Genomic DNA, 21,288 nt, shown 5'->3' on the forward strand with positions numbered 1-21,288 from the left:
AATAGAAATTAGCTCAATATGCTTGTTGCTTTGGTCGATACATTAAAACAATTACGATATCAAATTGCTCATCTCGAAGATAATACGCTGCAATCAGAATACCCAGAACTTAACTCCTTTATACAGAAGATTGGCTTGACTGTGGCTGAATCAAAAGATGATCTGGTATTTTTATATCAATTTTTATATGTATACGGCCGAAAATCTGAAGCTACTTATAATCGGTTTCGTAATGAGCTTGAACGATTTTATTTATGGTCTTGGCTTGTGGCAGAAAAGTCAGTTTTCGAATTAAAGCGTGAAGATATTGAAGGTTATGTGGATTTTATGGTTGAACCCGATTCAGCCTGGGCAACTACCTCAGTACAATGGCGTTATAAAGATGAGCAAGGAATACGGAGACTGAATGAAAATTGGCGCCCTTTTATGCGCAAGGAATCAATTGCGAGCCAACAAACATTAGCGGCTATGTTTACTGCACTGAACGTATTTTATAAATTTGCAATTTTAGAAGAAAAAACATTTGCGAACTTTGTTCCTGTTGTTAAAAAGAATAGTCCATATTTGGTTGTTCAATCGCAGATTAAAATACCAGACACATTAAGTGATATACAATGGGAATATGTTTTTGGTGTTACCCGCGATAAATGTGAACAACAACCTGACTTTGAAAGAAATCTTTTTACTTTGGCCTGTTTAAAAGGTTTATATCTACGTATTTCAGAATTATCAGAGCGCCCACAGTGGTCACCGGTAATGTCACACTTTTGGCAAGATAACGACGGCTTTTGGTTTTTGCGAATAATGGGCAAAGGTAATAAATTGAGAGACGTTACTTTAAGTGAAGATTTTATAGAATACTTAAAACGATATAGGTTATACAGAGGGTTAACTGCCCTGCCCCGTGTTGATGAATCAGATCCACTAGTTCATAAAATTCGCGGTCAAGGTGGCATGACTGTTCGCCAAATTAGAAGACTCGTTCAACAAAGTTTTGATATTGCAAAGCAATCGTTATTAGACGATGGTTTTACGGATGATGCAGAACAATTAGAATCGGCAACTGCACATTGGTTACGTCATACTGGCGCTACCCATGATGCACAAACGAGACCGTTAAAACATTTATCTGAAGATTTGGGTCATGCGAAAATAGCGACGACAGATCAAATATATATTCAAACGAATATAAAAGAGCGCGCGAAATCTGGAATAAAAAGGAAAATTTGATGGAGTACTTTGTATTAGCAAGTGTTGGCTTAGCTTTTTTGGTCTATTCAATTTCTATCAGACAGCTGGAAGTAGTTGAAGTAACCGGCCCGATGTTTTTTGTTTTAATAGGGATGCTGATTGCTTTTTTTATCCCTGACACTTCTGGAGATGCAAAATACTTTAGTGCTGATCTTAATAAGCTATTACCCTTAATAGAATTAACCTTGAGCATATTTTTATTTACTGATGCGGCAAAAACTAAACTTTCGGTTTTAAAGCATAGTTTTCAATACCCTAGCCTATTATTATTTTTAGCATTGCCGCTCACATTGTTTTCAGGAATTGCGGTTGCGAGCTTTATGTTTACAGAGCTAACATTAGTGCAAGCAGCGTTGGTTGCAATTATTTTAACCCCCACAGATGCGGCATTAAGCAAAGGCATTCTAAATAGTAAGCATGTACCAGAAAAAATACGTGAAGGGATAAATACTGAAAGTGGTTTAAATGATGGTTTATGTGTTCCAGTTTTTTTACTTTTAATGTTGCTGGCGCAAGAGCCTACAACATCGATTTCAATTTCATCGGTGGCAGAAGTTTTTGCGCGTGAACTTGGTATAGCAATAATTATTGCTATAACTGCCATGGGCGTTTTTATACCTATGATAAAGTTTGCGATGCAACGTCATTATTTTTCAAATAATACCAGTCCGTTTTTAGTTATAGGTATGGTAATAACAATTTTTTCAATTGCGCAAAGTGTTCACAGTAGCGGGTTTATTGCTGTATTTGTGGCGGGTTTAATTTTTGATAGATTTACAGAGGTAGGCCTAAGAGAAAAGCTTGTTGAAGACAGCGAACATATTGCGGACTTCATCGGTTTGCTAATTTGGTGCTTATTTGGTTTTGTGTGTAGTTATCTAGTTTTTCCAAATTTAAATTGGCAAGTTGCTCTTTTTGCAATGTTGAGTGTAACCATTTTACGAATTATACCGGTGATGCTAAGTTTACAATTTACCAAGTTAAAAATAAAAGAGCGGTTTACTTTTGCTTGGTTTGGCCCGCGAGGTTTAGCGTCGATCGTTTTTACGATGATGGTGATTGATACACAAATTGAAAATAAGTTTCAGGTTGCTACTATTGCGATGACAACTATTTTATTGAGTGTGTTTATTCATGGTATGAGCACTAAACCAATTGCTGACAGCTATTCTAATAAATAAAATTAAAAGGCGATAAGTAAACCTTATCGCCTTTTAAAATTAATAATATTTAAAGTATTTTGGCAAGTAACTCAATGGGGTGCTTGGGTTTAAATTTTTCGTAGCGCTTTACCTGACTACGACATGAAAAACCAGTTGCCAGTAATTGCTCCGGCTTATGTTTATTTACAACACCCTGCCAACTCATATTATATAGAGCACGTGAGTTTTCTTGATTTTGTACTTCGTGACCATACGTGCCGGCCATTCCGCAACAACCCGTTGCGGTTGTATTTAATTTCAAACCTAGATCAGAAAAAATGGTTTGCCATACAGTTGCTGCACTTGGCATTGCCGTTGTTTCAGTACAATGACTTAACAGTGTGAAACTAGTTTCATTTTTTATTTGATCAGCAAATGGTTTGAATGATTCTTTAGCCAGCCATTCATGATCCAGTGCTACCTCAAAGTCACCTCTATCATCTCCCAAAATAGAGTTATACTCATCTCGGTAACACATTACTAATGAGGCATCTAAACCGACAAGAGGCGCATTAATTTCTGAAAGTGAATTTAAAAATTGCGCTGCATTTTTTGCGGTTGTTTTAAACTCATTTAAAAAACCTTTAACGTGTTGCGGTTTTCCATTAGGTTTAAACGGTAACAAAATAGGTTTTTTACCAAGCGCAGTAATCACTTTTATAAAGCTTTCGACTAGCTCAGCTTCGTAAAAACTCGTGAATGGATCTTGTACAATTAATACATACTCATTTTGTTGTTCTGCACTAAGCGTTGATAATTTATCAAAATTAAATCTATGTTCTTTGTTAATCCGTTTGTCTAAACGAGGTGAGCTTAAAGTGGGTGTATCAACATACCCGACAGTTTTTTCAATTAACTTTGATACAATTTTAGTATTCACAATCGGATTTATTACACTTGAAAACTTAGCCATAACTGGTGCGCTATTTTCAATATTTCCAACCAAATAATCTTTTAATGGACGGGCGTAATAACTATGATAATAATTTAAAAAACGCGATCTAAAAGTGGGCACATCTACCTTTATCGGGCAAGCTGTTGTACATGCTTTACAGGCTAGGCATTCATCCATTGACTCTTTTACTTCATGAGAAAAGTCATACACACCTTTGCTTTTATCTCGGCTGTGTTGATAGCGTTCCCACCAAGTAATAACTTCTCCTTGGTTAAGCTGCTTTTCGACTTCAAGTAAATCAATATTTTTAGATTCTTGCAAACGTAACCATTCACGCATAAGACCCGCACGGCCTTTTGGTGAGTAACGGCGATCACCCGTTACTTTATATGAAGGGCACATTGGTGAGTTTTGATCATAATTAAAGCAAATACCGTTACCGTTACAGGTCATTGCATTGTTAAAACTGGTTTTAACGTCAATAGAGATTTGCTTATCAAACCAAGATCTTTTTTGACCATCAACACTTACAAGTGAGTCTTCACTTTCTATGGGAGTGCATATTTTACCGGGGTTTATTCTGTTTCGTGGGTCAAAAGCAGACTTTATAATACGCAATTGATTAAATAAGTGTTCGCCAAAAAACTCGGGGCCGTATTCACTCCGATAGCCTTTACCATGCTCTCCCCACATTAGGCCACCGTATTTAGCTGTAAGTTTTACGACCTCATCGGAGATCACACGTAAAAGTTTTTCTTGCTCTGGATCACACATATCAAGTGCGGGTCTAACGTGTAGAACCCCAGCATCAACATGGCCAAACATACCATATTGTAAATTATGGCTATCAAGCAAAGCCCTAAACTCAACGATAAAATCAGCTAAGTTCTCTGGTGGTACCGCTGTATCTTCAGCAAAGGCTAATGGTTTTTGCGAACCTTTAACATTACCAAGCAAGCCAACTGACTTTTTACGCATGCCGTAAATTTTTAAAATATCGGATTTATCACTGGTCAGTTGGTATCCAATAACACCATTTTTTTGATGTTGAACACATTCATCCAATAAACGACACAAGGTGTCTACTTTATCTTTGATATCTTCAGGTGAAACGGCATTAAACTCAACCATGTTGAGCCCTTGCATATCTTTATTTTCAACATCGGTTATTAAGTCCGATACTGAATGCCATACAATATCTTGACGGGCTAAGTTAAGTACTTTGCTATCTACAGTTTCAACTGATGTAGCGCGCGCATCAACTAAAAAAGGTGAATGGCGAAGTGCTGAATCAAAACTATCGTATTTTATATTGATTAGCGTTTTAAATTCAGCAATAGGTGTAATGTTTAATTTAGCTTCAGTAACTATGCCAAGAGAGCCTTCTGAACCTGTTATTAAACGGCTCATGTCAAATGTAAGTAAGTCATCACTTAGGACATGTTCTAGGTCATAGCCAGTTAAAAATCGATTAAGGCGAGGAAACTTATCTAATATTGCGTCGCGATTATTTAAAGCTACATCAAGTACCGTTGAGTATAAATTACCAATAACAGTGTCTTGCTCAGCAATCAGTTGAGCTTTATCAATATCAATAGGCGTGGTCGACATTTTAGTACCATCAACTAAATACGTTGTTAACCCTAAAACATGATCGCCGGTTTTACCGTATACAAGTGAGCCTTGGCCTGAAGCATCTGTATTAACCATGCCGCCAATTGTTGCTCGATTACTTGTTGATAAGTCTGGTGCAAAAAAGAAACCATAAGGTCGTAAAAAGTCATTTAACTGATCTTTAATAACACCGGTTTGCACGCGTACCCAACCTTCTTCGGCATTTATTTCTAATATCTCACGCATATAACGTGATAAATCGATAACAATTCCAGGCGTTAATGACTGCCCGTTTGTGCCTGTACCACCACCGCGCGGACCAAAAGTTAACGATAAATAGGGATCATGTGATGCGGTTTGTAGCGCTATTTGAATATCTTTTTCAGTTTTTGGAAAAATAATACCTTGCGGTATTTGTTGGTAGATACTGTTATCGGTAGCGGCCGTTAAACGCGAAGCATAACTGGCATCCGTATCACCAGTGAATCCTTGCTTAGTTATTGTTTTTAGGTAAGTTGCGACTAAATCAGTCGCGGCATCTTGTTGACTTATAGTTGCTATCATGACGGTGATAAATTAAGACATTTGTTTAATTATATCATGCTAACATTCAAAATAAGTTGAAGATTTTACAGTTTGTAACACTCTTTTTATCGTATTTGGATAGTGTTTTATTATACTGGTTATAATGATAATTTGGAGGTTACGATGAAAAAGTGTTTTTTAATAATTATTGGTAGTCTCTTTATGATTTTGGGACTAATTTTTGCGGTTGTGCCAGGTCCTTCTTTGATATTTTTTATTGCTGGGTTATTTTGTTTTTCGTTTTACTACCCTAAAGCCCGTCATTACTTGGGCTTATGTCAAAAGGCGTTATCTAAGTCTTGCGCTTTTTTAGACAAAAAATTTGCTAAATAATGTAAATACTATGAATAAAAATGCCAGCGTAAACGCTGGCATTTTTAATAGTAAGTAATTATTTACTTTCTAATTTTTTAGCAAGGTATAACCAAGTTTCAAGTACTGTATCCGGGTTAAGTGAAACAGAGTCTATGCCCTGCTCTACTAACCAAGCTGCAAAGTCTTCATGATCTGAAGGGCCTTGGCCACAAATACCTACATACTTGCCTTTTGCTTTTGCTGTTTGAATAGCCATTGATAATAGCTTTTTAATGGCTGGATTACGTTCATCAAATAAATGAGCAATCAAACCAGAATCACGGTCAAGACCTAGTGTTAACTGTGTTAAGTCATTTGAACCGATTGAAAAGCCATCAAAGTATTCTAAAAACTCTTCAGCTAATAAAGCATTTGAAGGAAGCTCACACATCATGATTACTTTTAAGCCATTTTCGCCACGTTTAAGGCCATGCTCTTCAAGTAGTTCAATGACACGTTTACCCTCTTCAAGTGTACGTACAAATGGTATCATGATCTCAATGTTGGTCATATCCATCTGATTACGAACACGTTTTATAGCTTCACATTCGAGTGCAAAACAGTCACGGAAATCTTCCGAAATGTAGCGAGCAGCTCCACGGAAACCGATCATTGGATTTTCTTCTTCCGGTTCGTATTGCTGACCACCGACTAAGTTAGCATATTCGTTTGATTTAAAATCAGACATACGAACGATTACGCGCTCAGGTGCAAATGCACAACCTAGTGTAGAAATACCTTCAACTAACTTCGAAATATAAAACTCTACTGGCGAATCATAGCCAGCAATCATATCAGTGATTTCGTCTTTTAATGCATCAGTTTGAGCATCAAAGTTTAATAGTGCTTTAGGATGAACGCCAATCATGCGATTAATAATAAACTCTACACGGGCCAAACCAACACCTGCGTGTGGTAGGCGTGCAAAATCAAATGCACGGTCAGGATTACCCACATTCATCATGATTTTCATTGGTAATTCTGGCATTTTATCTACACGTGATGTGAGAATCTCAAAATCCAAAATACCTTCATAGATAAAGCCAGTATCACCTTCAGCGCATGAAACCGTTACTTCTTGACCGGCTTTAATTAAGTCAGTTGCATTACCACAACCGACAACAGCTGGAATACCAAGTTCACGCGCAATAATCGCAGCATGGCATGTACGACCACCACGATTAGTAACAATCGCTGCAGCACGTTTCATGATAGGTTCCCAATCAGGGTCTGTCATATCAGTAACTAAGATATCGCCAACCTGTACTTGGTCCATTTCGTTTATTGAATTAAGTACGCGAACAGTACCAGAACCAATTTTGTGACCAATAGCGCGACCTTCAACAACAACGTTGCTCGTGCCGTTTAATTGAAAGCGCTCCATTACGTTTGCATCTTCGTTAGAACGAACAGTTTCTGGGCGTGCTTGTACAATATATAGTTTGCCGTCGTTACCGTCTTTAGCCCACTCGATGTCCATCGCGCGGCCGTAGTGTTTTTCGATAATAACAGCTTGCTTCGCTAACTCTTCAACTTCAGCATCGGTAATTGAGAATTTATTTGATAAAACAGAATCTACATCTACAATCTCAACTTGTTTACCATGCGCTTCATCGGCTGAATAAATCATTTGAATTGCTTTAGAACCAATGTTACGACGCACTACAGAAGGTTTACCTTTTGCAAGCGTTGGTTTGTGCACATAGAATTCGTCTGGATTGACAGCGCCCTGTACAACCATTTCACCTAAGCCGTAGCTTGAAGTTACAAAGACCACATCTTCAAAACCAGACTCAGTATCAATACTAAACATTACGCCTGACGATGATTTATCAGAACGAACCATGCGTTGAATACCAGCAGATAACGCAACGCCTCGATGATCATAGCCTTGGTGAACACGGTATGAAATTGCGCGGTCATTAAATAATGAAGCAAAAACATGCTTAATGGCGACCATAACTGAGTCAATACCACGAACATTTAGGAAAGTTTCTTGCTGGCCTGCAAAAGAGGCGTCTGGCATATCTTCGGCAGTTGCAGATGAACGCACTGCAAATGAAACGTCGGCTGCTGCATCACCATGTAATTGGCTGTATGCTTCGCGGATTGCTTGGTCTAAATTAGGCTGGAATGGTGTGTCGATTATCCATTGACGGATATCAGCACCAACTTTTGCGAGTGTATTTACATCATCTACATCGAGTGTGTCTAGGATGTCATGAATTTTTGCATTGAGTCCTGATTGCTCTAAAAACTCATTAAATGCATCGGCAGTTGTTGCGAAGCCACCTGGGACTTGAACACCAGCGTTTGCTAGGTTTGAAATCATTTCACCAAGTGAGGCATTTTTACCACCAACACGTGGAACATCTTGCATACCAAGCTCTTGATACCAGAGAACGTATTCTTGCACGGGATCTTTCTCCAAAAAACAAATTGTAGTATTAACTGTGAGAGTTAAGAAAGAAAACCTTCTAAAAAGGTCACCTTCATTCTACACTGGCAACAGTCCATACGTAAACCGTATGGAGCCCCAATTTACGTGAATAGGTAATAAAAAGGTTAATATGAGAACTGCATTTTATATTTCTGATGGCACTGCCATCACATCTGAGGTATTTGGCCATGCGACATTGTCGCTATTCCCGGTCGAATTTAATCACAAAACTATTCCATTTGTTGAAACAGAGGCTAAAGCCCGTGAAGTAAAAGAACTCATAAACAGGACGGCGCAGCGTGATGGTGAACAGCCTTTTGTTTTTTATACCTTTGTTAATCATGAACTAAGTGGAATTATTAGCTCATCTTGCGCTGTGTGTTACGATTTCCTATCTACCTATAGCGAAAAAATACAAGAAGAATTGGAAGTTGCACCAGTGCCAAAAATCCATAGAACGCACTCAATGCATGAAAAAAGTTACGATTTTCGAATCGATGCTGTTAATTACTCATTAACTAATGATGATGGTGCTAATATTAAAAACTACGCTGAGGCTGATATCATATTGGTTGGCGTTAGCCGAAGTGGTAAAACACCGACTAGTTTATATCTCGCTTTACAATACGGGATAAAAGCAGCGAACTACCCACTTACCGAGGACGATTTAGAAAGCGGTAAACTGCCTGAGTGTTTATTGCCTTACAAACATAAACTTTTTGGCTTAACAATTGACCCCGTAAGGCTTGCTGACATTAGGCAAAGACGAATGGCTAACTCAAAATATGCGTCACTAAAACAATGTCGTATCGAAGTTTGCGAAGTTGAAATGTTGTATAAAAAATTCAAACTATCTTATTTGAATTCTACAAATCATTCTGTTGAAGAAATATCTGCAAAAATCATTTCAGATACTAATCTTGAGAGACGTAAGTACTAACTTTAGAAAAAATAATATAAAAAAAGCCACTCTATAGTGGCTTTTTTTAATACAAACTCATTTTATTTTCGAGCATCTTTTAACAAATCAGCGACTAAAAATCCGAGTTCTAATACTTGGTCAGCATTTAAACGAGGGTCGCATTGTGTACGGTAACGTTGCGCTAAGTCATCATCAGATAAACCATAAGCACCGCCAGTACATTCAGTCACATGTTGCCCCGTCATTTCAAGGTGTACACCGCCAGCGTAAGAACCCTCTGATTTATGAACCGCAAAAAACTGGCTGATTTCACGTAAAATATTATCAAAGCTTCTGGTTTTATACCCTGAAGTTGCCTTCTCGGTATTACCGTGCATTGGGTCTGAGCTCCAAATAACCTTACGGCCTTCTTGTTGAACTCTACGAACAAGTGCAGGGAGTTTTTCGGGTAATATATCTGCGCCCATGCGTGTAATTAATGTTAAACGCCCTGGTATGTTGTCCGGGTTTAACGCATCGATCAAACGTATAAGGTCATCAGGTTCCATTCCAGGACCAACTTTTACACCTATTGGGTTTTTAATTCCTTTAAAGAATTCAATATGGGCATGATCTAACTGGCGTGTGCGTTCACCAATCCATACAAAATGAGCTGAGCAGTCATACCAATCACCTGACAAATGGTCTCGACGTGTTAATGCCTCTTCGTAACCAAGAAGTAATGCTTCATGTGAAGTATACAAAGACGTTTCTTTTAAACTAGGCGCAATAGAAGAGTTGATTCCACATACTTCCATAAACTCAAGTGCATCTTGAATTCGGTCTGCTAATTGCTGGTATTTTTCTCTAAGTGGGTTCGCAGCGACAAAGCCCATGTTCCAGCGATTGACCTGATGTAAATCTGCTAGTCCACCTTGCGCGAATGCTCTTAATAAATTTAATGTTGCTGCACTATGGTGGTAAGCAGTCATTAAACGTTGAGGATCGGGAATACGAGCTTCTTCTGTAAATTCAAAGTTATTTATTATGTCGCCACGATATGAAGGAAGAGAGACACCATCGATTGTCTCTAAGTCTGCAGAGCGAGGTTTTGCATATTGACCTGCCATCCTTGCTATTTTAACTACAGGGCATTTTCCGCCATAGGTAAGCACAACGGCCATTTGAAGTAGTGTTTTAAACGTATCGCGAATATTAGCAGCATTAAAGTCACTAAACGATTCTGCACAATCACCGCCTTGAAGTAAAAACGCCTTTCCTTCGCACACATCTTCAAGTTGCTTAAATAAACTACGCGTTTCTTCTGCAAAGACTAATGGTGGCGCACTCTTTAACTGACTTTCTACAGTTTTAAGCGCATCTTGGTTTGGGTACTGTGGTTGCTGGACGATAGGGTGTTCCCTCCAGCTATTTGGATTCCACGACTGCATAATATTTCCTCATTCCTACTATTACCTGATACAAAGAAATTAACGTATGCAGCCCCCCTGTTCAAGGACTATATTCGCGTATTATCAATTATTTAGTTATGACATAAATTAAAAGTCTGTTTTGTACACCAATTTAAATGTGTATTGCGATTTTAAAGCAAAAACAAAACTATTAAGTTATTGATATAAAAGTATTAAGGAATAAATATAGGCCATTTACAACTCTCGTTATAAAGATGACTGTATAGACTACTAGTAAAGAACACATCATACCATTAAGCGCTGTAAGTGTAACCTCAACTTTACAGTGTATATTAACCAAGTTAAGTAAAAAATGGAAAGGTGTTAATTCTTGTGCTAAGGGAGTTGATTAGGGTTATACAATGAAAAAGGGAATTAATTATTAAACCATCACGTGATGAGTAAAACATCCTAGGATTACATCAATTTACATACATTGCATTCCTGTAATCTAAGATTGTAATTTACTATGAATAACTAATGTTCAGTGATAAAACTTACGAATGCACAAAGGCAATGTTTTAGAGTTTTGTTAAGATTTTCTTTTAAAGGTGTTTCCAAAATTACATCATTAATAAGTAGCTAACTCATATTAAGCATATTATTATGAGTTAGCAGGCGAAGCACTGCCTAAGTTCAATTGGAATTTTTAGATTGTGAATATCCCTATAAAATTGAATATCGCAGTGTTAGTTTGTCGATTTTATTTAACACTTAATCATTCACTTTGTAACTGTTATTAATGCGCTTCAGACACGGCTCATCGTATGTACGGATTATACTCTTTACCTACGTACAAATTACATAGCGCTACCGCGTTGAACAATTGCATTACCTCAGTCTTCGGAAGATATTGAAATACCGGCATCAAAAGTACGTTTTATCAATATACGCCTTTAAAATATACCCTTAACTGTTACCACATATATTAACCTTAGCAACAAGATTTACGAAAGTTTTTTGTGCATTAAAGGCTTACTATATGCATCCACTTCTTTTGGTTAGAAAAAGACTTTAACGGCATCTTATGAAGGTTTTACAAGCATGCACCATTACTAAGCTTAGAGTAATAAAATCACCTTTCAAACTTCATATAGTAACTGAGTTTTACAGCTAGTGATTTAATATTAAAAATTTCTAAACAATAAAGATAAAACACAAAGAACACATCATACTTAATTTAATCAAGTATTATCTCAACACGGGAGTCAATTGGAAAAAAAGTAATCAGGGAATAGTAAAATTTCTGTAAAATGATATGCTACAGGCAACGATTTAGTATGATGTGTTCTTATGGCCTCTAAAGTACAAATACGCAGTCAATTTGATTTGCTAAATGATCTAACTGATTTATTTATAGAAGATTTGAAAGAATGTGAATATTCAAAAGCTGAATTTTATCAGCTGCCCGAAACGGAAAGTAATGATGAAAAGATAGTTCCACACACTATTGAAGTGACCAAACAAACAGGTGAAATTGCGCATAGGTCAATTTTAAATTCTTTTACTGATATATATAAAAAATCAGGCTTTAGTTCTCGTGTACTTAAACGTCATCCTGGATTGTTAGTACTGAAAAATACAAATAAAGAAAATCTTATTGCACGTATACAACAGCTAAATAAAGCAAAAGCGGCTTTTAAAGAGTGTATATTGTCGATTGATAATAATAATGCTCGTTTTGAAGCAGTTCATAATGCAGTTCCAAACTTAATTACACTTGCGGCATACAGAAAGGTTCATTTTGAACATCAGTCCCCTTTCTCAGTTCGCTTTACTTGGATGCACAAGCATGCAACTAAAACATTAACAAAGAAAATGGCATTAGCAATGCTTGAAAAATCCGCTGGCTATTCTAACCCAAGGATGATCGATCAACATAGTTGGCAAGCGCTTGTTGCCCAAGAGCAAGTTCGCGTTGCAAGTTTGGGGGATAAAGAAAAACTGAGAATTCGCAGACCAACTAGAGTAAGTCCGCAGGTAAATGTAAGATACACTGCGCAAAATAGATATCATGTTAGTGCAGCGTTGCCTTTTATTCTGATAAACCCAGAACCAGATGTTAAACTCGGCACTTTGCCAAATTATATAAAACCTCAAAGTCACCCAAGAAAAAAAGAGTATGATTTTTTAGTGGATAGGCTGTATTTAGAGCAAGTAACGGATTGATCAATAGCTATTTCACATTTTGCATTATGTTAAATAGCGCTTTATTTTAATTTTATATAACTAGTGTATTTACTGAAAAAAGTGATTCCCTTTGCTAATACAAAAAAGCCTTTAGTTTTACTAAAGGCTTTTATAATTAATTATCTTCGACTATTTCTTCTATTTTATCTTCATCTATCAACACTGCATTTTCAACAATTCGCTTACCGCCTTGAATCTCAATACGTTTATTTTGTTTATTAAGCGTAAGAATCTCATCGCAGAATTGATCAGAAGGATGCATCTCATAGGTGTAATCAATAATATTACCAGTTTTATCACCTTTAACATTAGTAATACTGTATTCTGAAATTGCGCCTTTTTCGATTAAATCTTTCATCGTAGTCGTCATATCGCGACGCAACGCTTTTAATTTATTTTCAGTAATATCATCTGTTGAGTAGATAGAACCATATTTTTCCATGATAGATAGCAATCTGAAATGGTAAGTTTTTCCTGGCGCTGCATAACGCCAAAGATGATATAGACGCAACATCATCCAACGTGACAAACCGCGTTTTAACTCTTGCGCACTATTAAAGTAATATCCCTTATATTCAAGGTTATCAATCATATTGTGAACAAACGCGTTTAAACATGCCACGCATTTAACATTACCGCCCTGCCCTTTTTTACCACTGAAATGTAATGATGATAAAAAGTTCATATTAGATTCGTAAAATGAATCATCGATATCTGTATTTTTTGTATCTGTTGCAGAATATTTAAATGATAGTTTAGAACCTTGTAATGCTTCTAATGCTTCTTTGATTTGTGGATATGGCATTGACTGGCCAACAGCTTTAAGTTCTTGCGCCAATTCATTCATCGAAAAAACGACGGCGTATTGAATACCGGACTTAAAATTGATTTTTACTATCTTCCCTTTAGAGGCTAAACGAATAAGTGCACGTTCAACTTTTTCTTCACGATCAGATGGCCAAACTAAATACTCAACATCTTCACCATCTTTTCGAGAACTTACCACTGCCGGAGTTATTTTAATCTCACCGTCATACAAAATGCCATCTACTTTTTCAGATATCTTACGAGTAATAATGGTTTTTTTCGGTGCTTCTTCTAATGGCAATTTTTTATGGCCAGAACGAACAAATCGTCCCCATAAATCATAATGATTAAAAGTATTAGAATAAGCACGTAATCCGTGGGCCGCATTTTCAATTGAAATACGAACATCTTTATTATCTGTAAATAAAGCTAAACTTTCATTATCGATTGCACTTTCCACCCCGTGGATTTGTCCCCGTAATGTATCGGGTAAGTTATCTACCGAGATGTTGACCTTTCGGCTCATTGTTCTTATTTCCAAATTTTATTGCGACAGCTAATAACAACACATATAAAGCTAAAAGTTAAATGTTTAAGTTAGTATAAACTTGATCTGAGTTTAAAATAAATTTTCAGATCACTATTTTACTAAGCTAGTTTTATTTTACTGGTTTGAGATCATATTTTTACTAAGCGACCACTTATAAACCGAATTTTTACTAACTCCAAGCGTATCTATGTCACTTAAAAACTTTATTTCAGTTAAAATTACACGACAAAATAGAGATAATTTAAATAGCCCTGTGTATAAACATGTTCTGAGTTAGCATAGATCTGATCTGTACTTACTACAGATCAGATCTATACTAATTTACTCACTACATTTACATAGCTAGAAGTGTATAACTTTCTATTTTACTTAGTAAAAATCGGATCTTAGGCATTAAAAATGTGCATAATATTGTGTTTAATATGTGCATAACTTCAAAGTTAAAAAGTAGCTTAGTATTATCATGATCTGGCAGTTATGAGAGATCTGATCTTAACGTAGTATAAACATGATCCAACTTTTTACCTTTTATTGATTAATATCATATATTTATACCACCTTTTCTAACTCTTAACCTTTATTACCTTATACTCTAACCATATTTAAACTTCTTTATTTATACTAAGCAACTTTATATCTATAAATTAATTTTTTTATGTCTGCTTATTAAAAGTGATGTCGTCTTAAATAGTTGTTTACAGTCAATTGAATGGACATTATACTTATAGCCTAACTTTGAGGAATAAAGCATGTCAATTCATAATAATGCATTAGCCACTTACCGGCTTTTAAAAGCAACCGCAGAAGTTGCTGAAAAATCTTTAGAAGGACGTATCCAGCATTATCGTGCCCACTTGAAATCTGAAGAGAAAGAGTTAAGAACCTATACTCAAAAAGCAGCAGCTGATCTTTTAGGTTGTAATAATCGCACTTTAAAACGCCGTCATGATAACGGTGATTTTGATGAACTTAATATTAAGCGGGGTGCGAACGGTCATTATGCTTACACGTTAGTTAATATTTTTGCTATGGCTGATATCATGGATATTAAGCCTGATCATCGCTCTGAGTCAGATAAACTACAAGTTATTGTTATCAACTCTTTAAAAGGTGGCTGTGGTAAAACTACAAGTATGGTTAATATAGCTGCTGCACTAGCTACAACAAATATTAAACGTTATAGAATCGGTATCATCGATTTAGACCCTCAAGGTTCTTCTTCAAGCTTTTTTCCACCCAGCGAGCCAGATCCAATTACTGTGGGTGATTTAATGCGTGATTGTATTGAGCTTGATAAAGGCGAGACATGGGAAGATTTAGTATCAAACTCTTTTTTACCAACTCACATTCCTAATATTAGAATGTTGCCATCAGGTATGGATGATTTTTACTTTGAACATGAAACGGCAACCTTGCTTAAAGATAGTTCGAGTTATGATAAAACACGCCATTACCATAAGTTATTAGAAAAGGTTATTGACCCAGTAAAAGACCAATTTGATATCATTCTAATTGACACCGCACCATCTCTTAACTTTATGTTTTATAATGCATTAATGTCATCTACAGCCATGTTAATTCCGGTTCACCCTGAGGCCGTTGATTTTGATGCAAATAATAAATACCTCAAACGTTTAGGTGAGATTTATCATACTGTTGCATCCTTAGGCCATGAAGGCTGGGATTTTATGCAGTTCTTAGTGACCAATTATGTAAAAGGTAATCACTCTCAGCGTGATATTGTAAAAGATGTTCGCAGTGCGTTTGGTCGACAAGTTATGAGCTACCCTATTAATCACAGTTCAGCTATAACGGCGAGTTCATCCTCATTTAATACTATTTTTGATCAAAAAACGTCTGATAGTTTAGCAAGTCGAGAATCATTGATTCGCGCACAAGAAAACATTAAAGATGTTGTTGATGAACTTGAGATGTTAATTCGCTCGAATTGGCAGTCTACCCAATCTCAACTTAAAAACCCTAAGTAAGGTAGTTAATAAAAATGGCAAAAAAACGCAAAAACGACACCCGCTTAGACCCATTTGCAACAACAATTGGTAACAGTAATTTGGATGAGCTGTTAGAACAAGCTTCTGCTGGCGATGTAATAAAAATGCCTGCCCCAAGCGATCCTTCTCGTTCAATCACATTAACTTGTAAAGTTATCCCTCACTCGCAGATTGAACCCGATACAAAAGTGTATGGTAAAAACCGTCGAGTGCAGGCGCTACTTAATGAAAAGTCAGTCGCTGACATATTACCCGCAATTGCACATGACGGCCGTAATCAGCATCCTGCATTGTGTTGGGATAAAGGCGATGAAATGCTTGTACTAGCAGGCTCTCGGCGTAGAATGGCATGTATTTTAAGTAATGCAGATTATCTTGTCCTTAGCTCTACTGATTTTACTGATTCAGATGCAAAAATACTGGCTGTTTCGTCTGATCAATATATTGCACCTAGTCTATGGGAGTTAGGCCAAGCCTATCAACAAACCAGAGATGAGTTGATCAGCCAGGGGAAAAAGGGTTCTTATAGGGAAATATCTGCAATCGAAGGGGTTTCACATACTGCAGTTGCTGATGCAATCAAAGCCTATGAGAACCTGCCTGCAGCGGTGTTAGCACTTTATCCTACAGCTAATCATGTAGGTCGTGAAGTTGCTAAAAAGCTTATTGCAGCCAAAGAAAGAGATTCAGAAACGTTTGATGCACTTGTTCAAGAAGTAGCTAACGATCCTCAATTATTGCTAATTGAAGGAGATGATAAACATGCGATGGCTATTACCAAGGCATTAACAGCCCAAGAACAAACTGTTGGTCGTAAAGAAGCTGTTTTAGAAAACGATTTTGTAAGTGTTCAGCGAAATTTAAAAAGCGGCGATTTATCTATAAAAATTGATAATAAAGTGATGACTGACAAACGTTTAGAACAGCTCACCAAACTGCTAAAAGCGTTCAATTAGTTAGTATAATATTGATCTGAGGTCTGTCTTAAGTTAGTAAAAGTATGATCTCAGAGCTTTCAATGTTAGTAAAAATTTGATCTAAAAACCCTCTTTTCCTCCAATTTACCTTGTTTGGATCAGATTTTTACCCACACATACCTGTTTAAATTCGATTTGATCTTAAAATCCTATCTCCTTAGTAAAAAACTGATCTGTAAGCCCCCCTACTTGTTATTAAGTTGTATATATCTTGTGGCTTAGTTGTGTGTCTTTTGTTTTGTATACCCAATTCTTGTTGATAAACCGATTTTTTACCAACTAAGCTACTCCAACCAGTGTGTTTTATTTTATTAAAGCTTTAGCTGGAAGGTGATAAATCATATACTGGTAGAATTAATTTTTATTTATACTGCTTTGGCCGTTATGTCTGCTAACTTATCAAAGTCTGATCTTCTTGCTATTTTTGAAGAAATAAAACAAGAACAAGAAACCTTATTCCCACTTTCTGAAAGGTTTATTAAACAATTATTTAAGCCTCATGTTCTCAAGCAAGCCAAAGAGTACCTTGCCAATGGCCAGATCAACTTCTTAGAGCATAACAAAGATTTTTCCATTATTGACGCGTCTATGTTTGGTAATGAAGGCAGCACATTTACCCAACACATTGAAATAAAAAAATTAGATAATGGATACTCTGTCGAAAGGCTTTGTTCATGTAAGGCAAAAACGAGCTGTCGTCATTTAGCCGCCGTTTTACTCAAACTTAAAATAGATCACTCTGGTGAATATGGTCAAGACTACATAATAAATGACTGGTTTGATGAGCTTAAAACAATCAAACACACCCATAAATTAAGTACTAAGAATGTATTATTGTTTGTGCTTGATCTTGAAGAAAGTAAATTAATTTTAACGCCAAAAATAGCCTCTTATTCAAATAAAGATCAGTACACTTTAGGTCGAAACCTTACTGACCAACAACTAAATAGTTTTGTTACTCCTGTTGATCTACTTGAAACTGACTTTAGGCTTTTTAGCTGGATCCGCTCTCAAAACGCATTAGGGAATTTAGAGTTAAAGGGACAATGGGGCTTTGCAGCACTTCAACAGCTGATTGCCACGGGGCGTTTGTTTTATGGCCGTTCAAGGCATGCTGTTACTCCTGATAGTGCTGTTGACCTTAATTTTAATTGGAATAAATCAAACGACTTAATGCAACTGAATATAACGATTAACGAGAAACCTTCTTGGTTATTATTAAAAACGTCACCACCAACATACTTAGATACTGACACACTACAAATTGGCCGAATACGCACCCCGTTGAGTGGTGAAGAGGTTGCCCATATTCAATCGATGCCAGCCGTGCATACTGAAAACTTCGAACGAGTCTTTAAGCAAATTAGCTCAAACTTTGGCGATGGTGTTATTCCTCATTACCAACAAAAGCAAGGGAAAAAGGTTAACCGTCATGCTGATACTTTTGCCGAAATTGAAGTAAACAATGAGAATAATCAACTTACATTAATACTTGTCTTTAACTACCAAGGTGCAACTTTTCCGCCGAATACAGCTCCTAAAGAATTGCTCAACTTAGCGCTTGAAAATACGGTTATGACTGAGTTAACTAACCTCGGATTTACTATATGTAAAGGGGCTTTACATAACCAATTTGTATATAATAAACAAATAGATGCATTTCAACATTGGTTTAAATACGAAGTGGTACCTAACTTACGTAAACGCGGCTGGCAGGTTGAAGATAAAAATTTGCGTATTAAAAAATCATTGCTTCCCGTCAGCGTAGACGTCACACGTGGTAAAGGGCATCAAGTTGTTGGTAAAATAATGATCTCAAAATACAAAGTCGCGCATTTACTTGCTAATGATAGCCCTGAGTACCAATCATTAAATCGCCAAAGTGAATCGTATTTTTATTTTAAACAAGGTAAAACATTTGCTGTAATTGACAAGCAGATTTTCAAACTACTTTGCGGGTTCCTTGAGCGCTTTGAATTTATAAAAACACGTGATGAATTACTTATCCCGCTTTCTTACTTGCCTGAACTCGTAGCGCTGAATGGTATCAATGTAAACATTAGTGATAACAACTTAGAGACTTATCTTAACGAGTTAAATGCAGAATCCCCTACTTCCGTGGTGGCACATTCTGGTTTAAATAAGGGTGTAAAACTTCGCGAATATCAGCAGCAAGGTGTCAACTGGCTGCACTTTTTAAAGCGACATCAGTTAGGTGGAATCTTAGCTGATGATATGGGATTGGGTAAGACACTTCAAGTCATTGCGTTTTTAGCAAGCGCTAAGCAGACTGTTCAATCAGGCCCAACATTAATAGTATGCCCAACCAGTCTTGTTAGTAACTGGCAAAATGAAATGTTTAAATTTGCCAGCAATTTAAAAGTGACCACTGTTTTCGGGTCAGCCCGTGTCGAGCAGTTGCAACACTTGGGTCAGGCTGACTGTATCCTCACAACCTACCCTTTATTAAAAAGGGATATTGCTTATTATTCGCCCCTGCACTTTGAAAACATTGTACTTGATGAAGCCCAATATATAAAAAATGACAGTGCCCAGATTTCGCGGTTAGTTAAGCGTTTAAACGCCTCATTCAAATTGTGCTTAAGCGGCACTCCAATTGAAAATAACTTATTTGAACTTAAATCGTTACTTGATTTTGCAATGGACTCTTTGCTTGGATCACAATCGCACTTTAAGAGCCACTTTCAAATTCCCATAGAGCGTGATTCAGATCCCCAAAGAGCCAGTGAATTAAAAGCATTGATAATGCCATTTATTCTCCGCCGGACTAAAGCGGAGGTTGCGCAAGAGTTGCCACTTAAAACTGAACTTATCAAAGAATTTGAATTTGAAGAACAACAAAAAGTCATGTATCAATCAATTACGGATGTGCTTGAAGAGAAAATGATCCATTTGTTTGCTGCTCAAGGTGCGCAAAAAAGTAAACTCGCTTTTTTAGACGCATTATTAAAATTGCGACAAGTATGCTGTCACCCTAGGTTAGTTGATGCTCACACTGCAGCACAAAGTGCTAAGCTCAATTGGTTAAGCCAGCATATTCCCTCAATGTTAGCAGAAGGCAGAAAAATCATCATATTTAGCCAGTTCACCTCTGTGCTGGATATTATTGCTGAGCAATTGCAAGCACAGACTATCCCCTTTAGCCTATTAACAGGGCAAACACGTCATCGCGATAAAGTTATTGAGCAGTTCACTGAAGGAAGTACCTCTGTCTTTCTAATTAGTTTGAAAGCTGGCGGTACCGGTCTTAATTTAACGCAAGCAGATACAGTGATTCATTTTGATCCTTGGTGGAACCCGGCCGTTGAAAAGCAAGCCACTGATCGTGCTTATCGTATTGGTCAAACTAACCCGGTATTTGTTTACAAACTAATAATGGCTAATTCAATAGAACAAAAAGTCTATAAGATGCAACAAGAAAAACAAGCACTTGTTGATGCACTTTTTACCGATAAATCAATGAGTTTTACTCGATTCGACGAGCAACAAATGTTGAGTTTAATAAAATAGTGCAATTTTATTGAACGGATCAAAATTATCGTGGTCTATTAAAATGTATGTAGTTAGATTGCAGTTGATACATACATCATGTTGATTTCCCATATTTGTTACTTATTTTAGTAATAACTTGCCAGCTTAATTTAGGCTGGTTTTTTTATGCCTCAATTAAATTAAACTTTTTTCGCCGTTAGTTGAACTAAAGTGTGATCCTAAGGTCTATTATTAAGTATGTAGTTAAATTGCAGTTTGCGCATACATCATGTTGATTTCCCATATTTGTTACTTATTTTAGTAATAACTTGCCAGCTTAATTTAGGCTGGCTTTTTTATGCCTCAATTAAATTAAACTTTGTTTCACTGTTAGTTGAACTAAAGTGTGATCCTAGGGTCTATTATTAAGTATGTAGTTAAATTGCAGTTTGCGCATACATCATGTTGATTTCCCATTTAGTTACTTATTTGTTAGTAATATTGACCAGCTCAAATTGAGCTGGTTTTTTTATGTCTAAAAAGATCAAA

At 36.6% G+C, this 21,288-nt stretch carries 12 protein-coding genes; 8 read left to right on the forward strand and 4 right to left on the reverse strand.

Going from position 1 to position 21,288, the window contains the following annotated elements; genetic code table 11:
* Window positions 1–18 precede the first annotated feature (18 nt).
* Together ATS75_RS05490 and ATS75_RS05495 are read left to right on the forward strand one after the other, a co-directional pair.
* Window positions 19–1,230: a tyrosine-type recombinase/integrase gene (locus ATS75_RS05490; RefSeq protein WP_058559423.1), complete on the forward strand. Its 1,212-nt coding sequence runs from the start codon at window positions 19–21 to the stop codon at window positions 1,228–1,230.
* Window positions 1,230–2,432, forward strand: coding sequence for a cation:proton antiporter (locus ATS75_RS05495; protein ID WP_058559424.1), 1,203 nt, complete (start codon window positions 1,230–1,232; stop codon window positions 2,430–2,432). The genes ATS75_RS05490 and ATS75_RS05495 overlap by 1 nt, the downstream gene beginning before the upstream one ends.
* Before the next feature lie 49 nt (window positions 2,433–2,481).
* Here the strand turns inward: ATS75_RS05495 and ATS75_RS05500 are convergent, their stop codons facing one another.
* On the reverse strand, window positions 2,482–5,526 hold the full coding sequence (locus ATS75_RS05500) for an FAD-binding and (Fe-S)-binding domain-containing protein (RefSeq protein WP_058559425.1): 3,045 nt from the start codon (window positions 5,524–5,526) through the stop codon (window positions 2,482–2,484).
* A 144-nt stretch (window positions 5,527–5,670) separates the two neighbouring features.
* On the opposite strand from ATS75_RS05500, the gene ATS75_RS05505 reads away from it, so the two are divergent.
* Window positions 5,671–5,880 carry a PGPGW domain-containing protein gene (locus tag ATS75_RS05505; protein ID WP_058559426.1) on the forward strand — a complete coding sequence of 70 codons (210 nt, stop codon included), beginning with the start codon at window positions 5,671–5,673 and terminating at the stop codon, window positions 5,878–5,880.
* Window positions 5,881–5,938: 58 nt separating this feature from the next.
* On the opposite strand, the gene ppsA is transcribed toward ATS75_RS05505, so the two are convergent.
* Window positions 5,939–8,317 carry a phosphoenolpyruvate synthase gene (ppsA, locus tag ATS75_RS05510; RefSeq protein WP_058559427.1) on the reverse strand — a complete coding sequence of 793 codons (2,379 nt, stop codon included), beginning with the start codon at window positions 8,315–8,317 and terminating at the stop codon, window positions 5,939–5,941.
* Window positions 8,318–8,471: 154 nt separating this feature from the next.
* On the opposite strand from ppsA, the gene ATS75_RS05515 reads away from it, so the two are divergent.
* Window positions 8,472–9,281, forward strand: coding sequence for a pyruvate, water dikinase regulatory protein (locus ATS75_RS05515; RefSeq protein WP_058559428.1), 810 nt, complete (start codon window positions 8,472–8,474; stop codon window positions 9,279–9,281).
* Between the two features lie 62 nt (window positions 9,282–9,343).
* On the opposite strand, the gene ATS75_RS05520 is transcribed toward ATS75_RS05515, so the two are convergent.
* On the reverse strand, window positions 9,344–10,693 hold the full coding sequence (locus ATS75_RS05520) for a class II 3-deoxy-7-phosphoheptulonate synthase (protein ID WP_058559429.1): 1,350 nt from the start codon (window positions 10,691–10,693) through the stop codon (window positions 9,344–9,346).
* Window positions 10,694–12,007: 1,314 nt separating this feature from the next.
* On the opposite strand from ATS75_RS05520, the gene ATS75_RS05525 reads away from it, so the two are divergent.
* Window positions 12,008–12,883: a DNA replication terminus site-binding protein gene (locus ATS75_RS05525; RefSeq protein ID WP_058559430.1), complete on the forward strand. Its 876-nt coding sequence runs from the start codon at window positions 12,008–12,010 to the stop codon at window positions 12,881–12,883.
* Between the two features lie 136 nt (window positions 12,884–13,019).
* On the opposite strand, the gene ATS75_RS05530 is transcribed toward ATS75_RS05525, so the two are convergent.
* Window positions 13,020–14,237, reverse strand: coding sequence for a hypothetical protein (locus ATS75_RS05530; RefSeq protein ID WP_058559431.1), 1,218 nt, complete (start codon window positions 14,235–14,237; stop codon window positions 13,020–13,022).
* Window positions 14,238–15,010: 773 nt separating this feature from the next.
* On the opposite strand from ATS75_RS05530, the gene ATS75_RS05535 reads away from it, so the two are divergent.
* From ATS75_RS05535 to ATS75_RS05545, 3 genes are all read left to right on the forward strand, one after another.
* Window positions 15,011–16,249, forward strand: a complete 1,239-nt coding sequence (locus ATS75_RS05535) for an AAA family ATPase (protein WP_058559432.1) — start codon at window positions 15,011–15,013, stop codon at window positions 16,247–16,249.
* Window positions 16,250–16,263: 14 nt separating this feature from the next.
* Entirely contained in the window at window positions 16,264–17,226 is a 963-nt protein-coding gene (locus ATS75_RS05540) for a hypothetical protein (protein ID WP_058559433.1), read from the forward strand.
* 405 nt (window positions 17,227–17,631) lie between these two features.
* Window positions 17,632–20,778, forward strand: coding sequence for a DEAD/DEAH box helicase (locus ATS75_RS05545; protein WP_058559575.1), 3,147 nt, complete (start codon window positions 17,632–17,634; stop codon window positions 20,776–20,778).
* The last annotated feature ends 510 nt before the right edge of the window (window positions 20,779–21,288 follow it).

This window comes from Pseudoalteromonas sp. H105, assembly GCF_001469215.1.
In the GTDB taxonomy this organism is placed as follows: Bacteria; Pseudomonadota; Gammaproteobacteria; order Enterobacterales; family Alteromonadaceae; genus Pseudoalteromonas.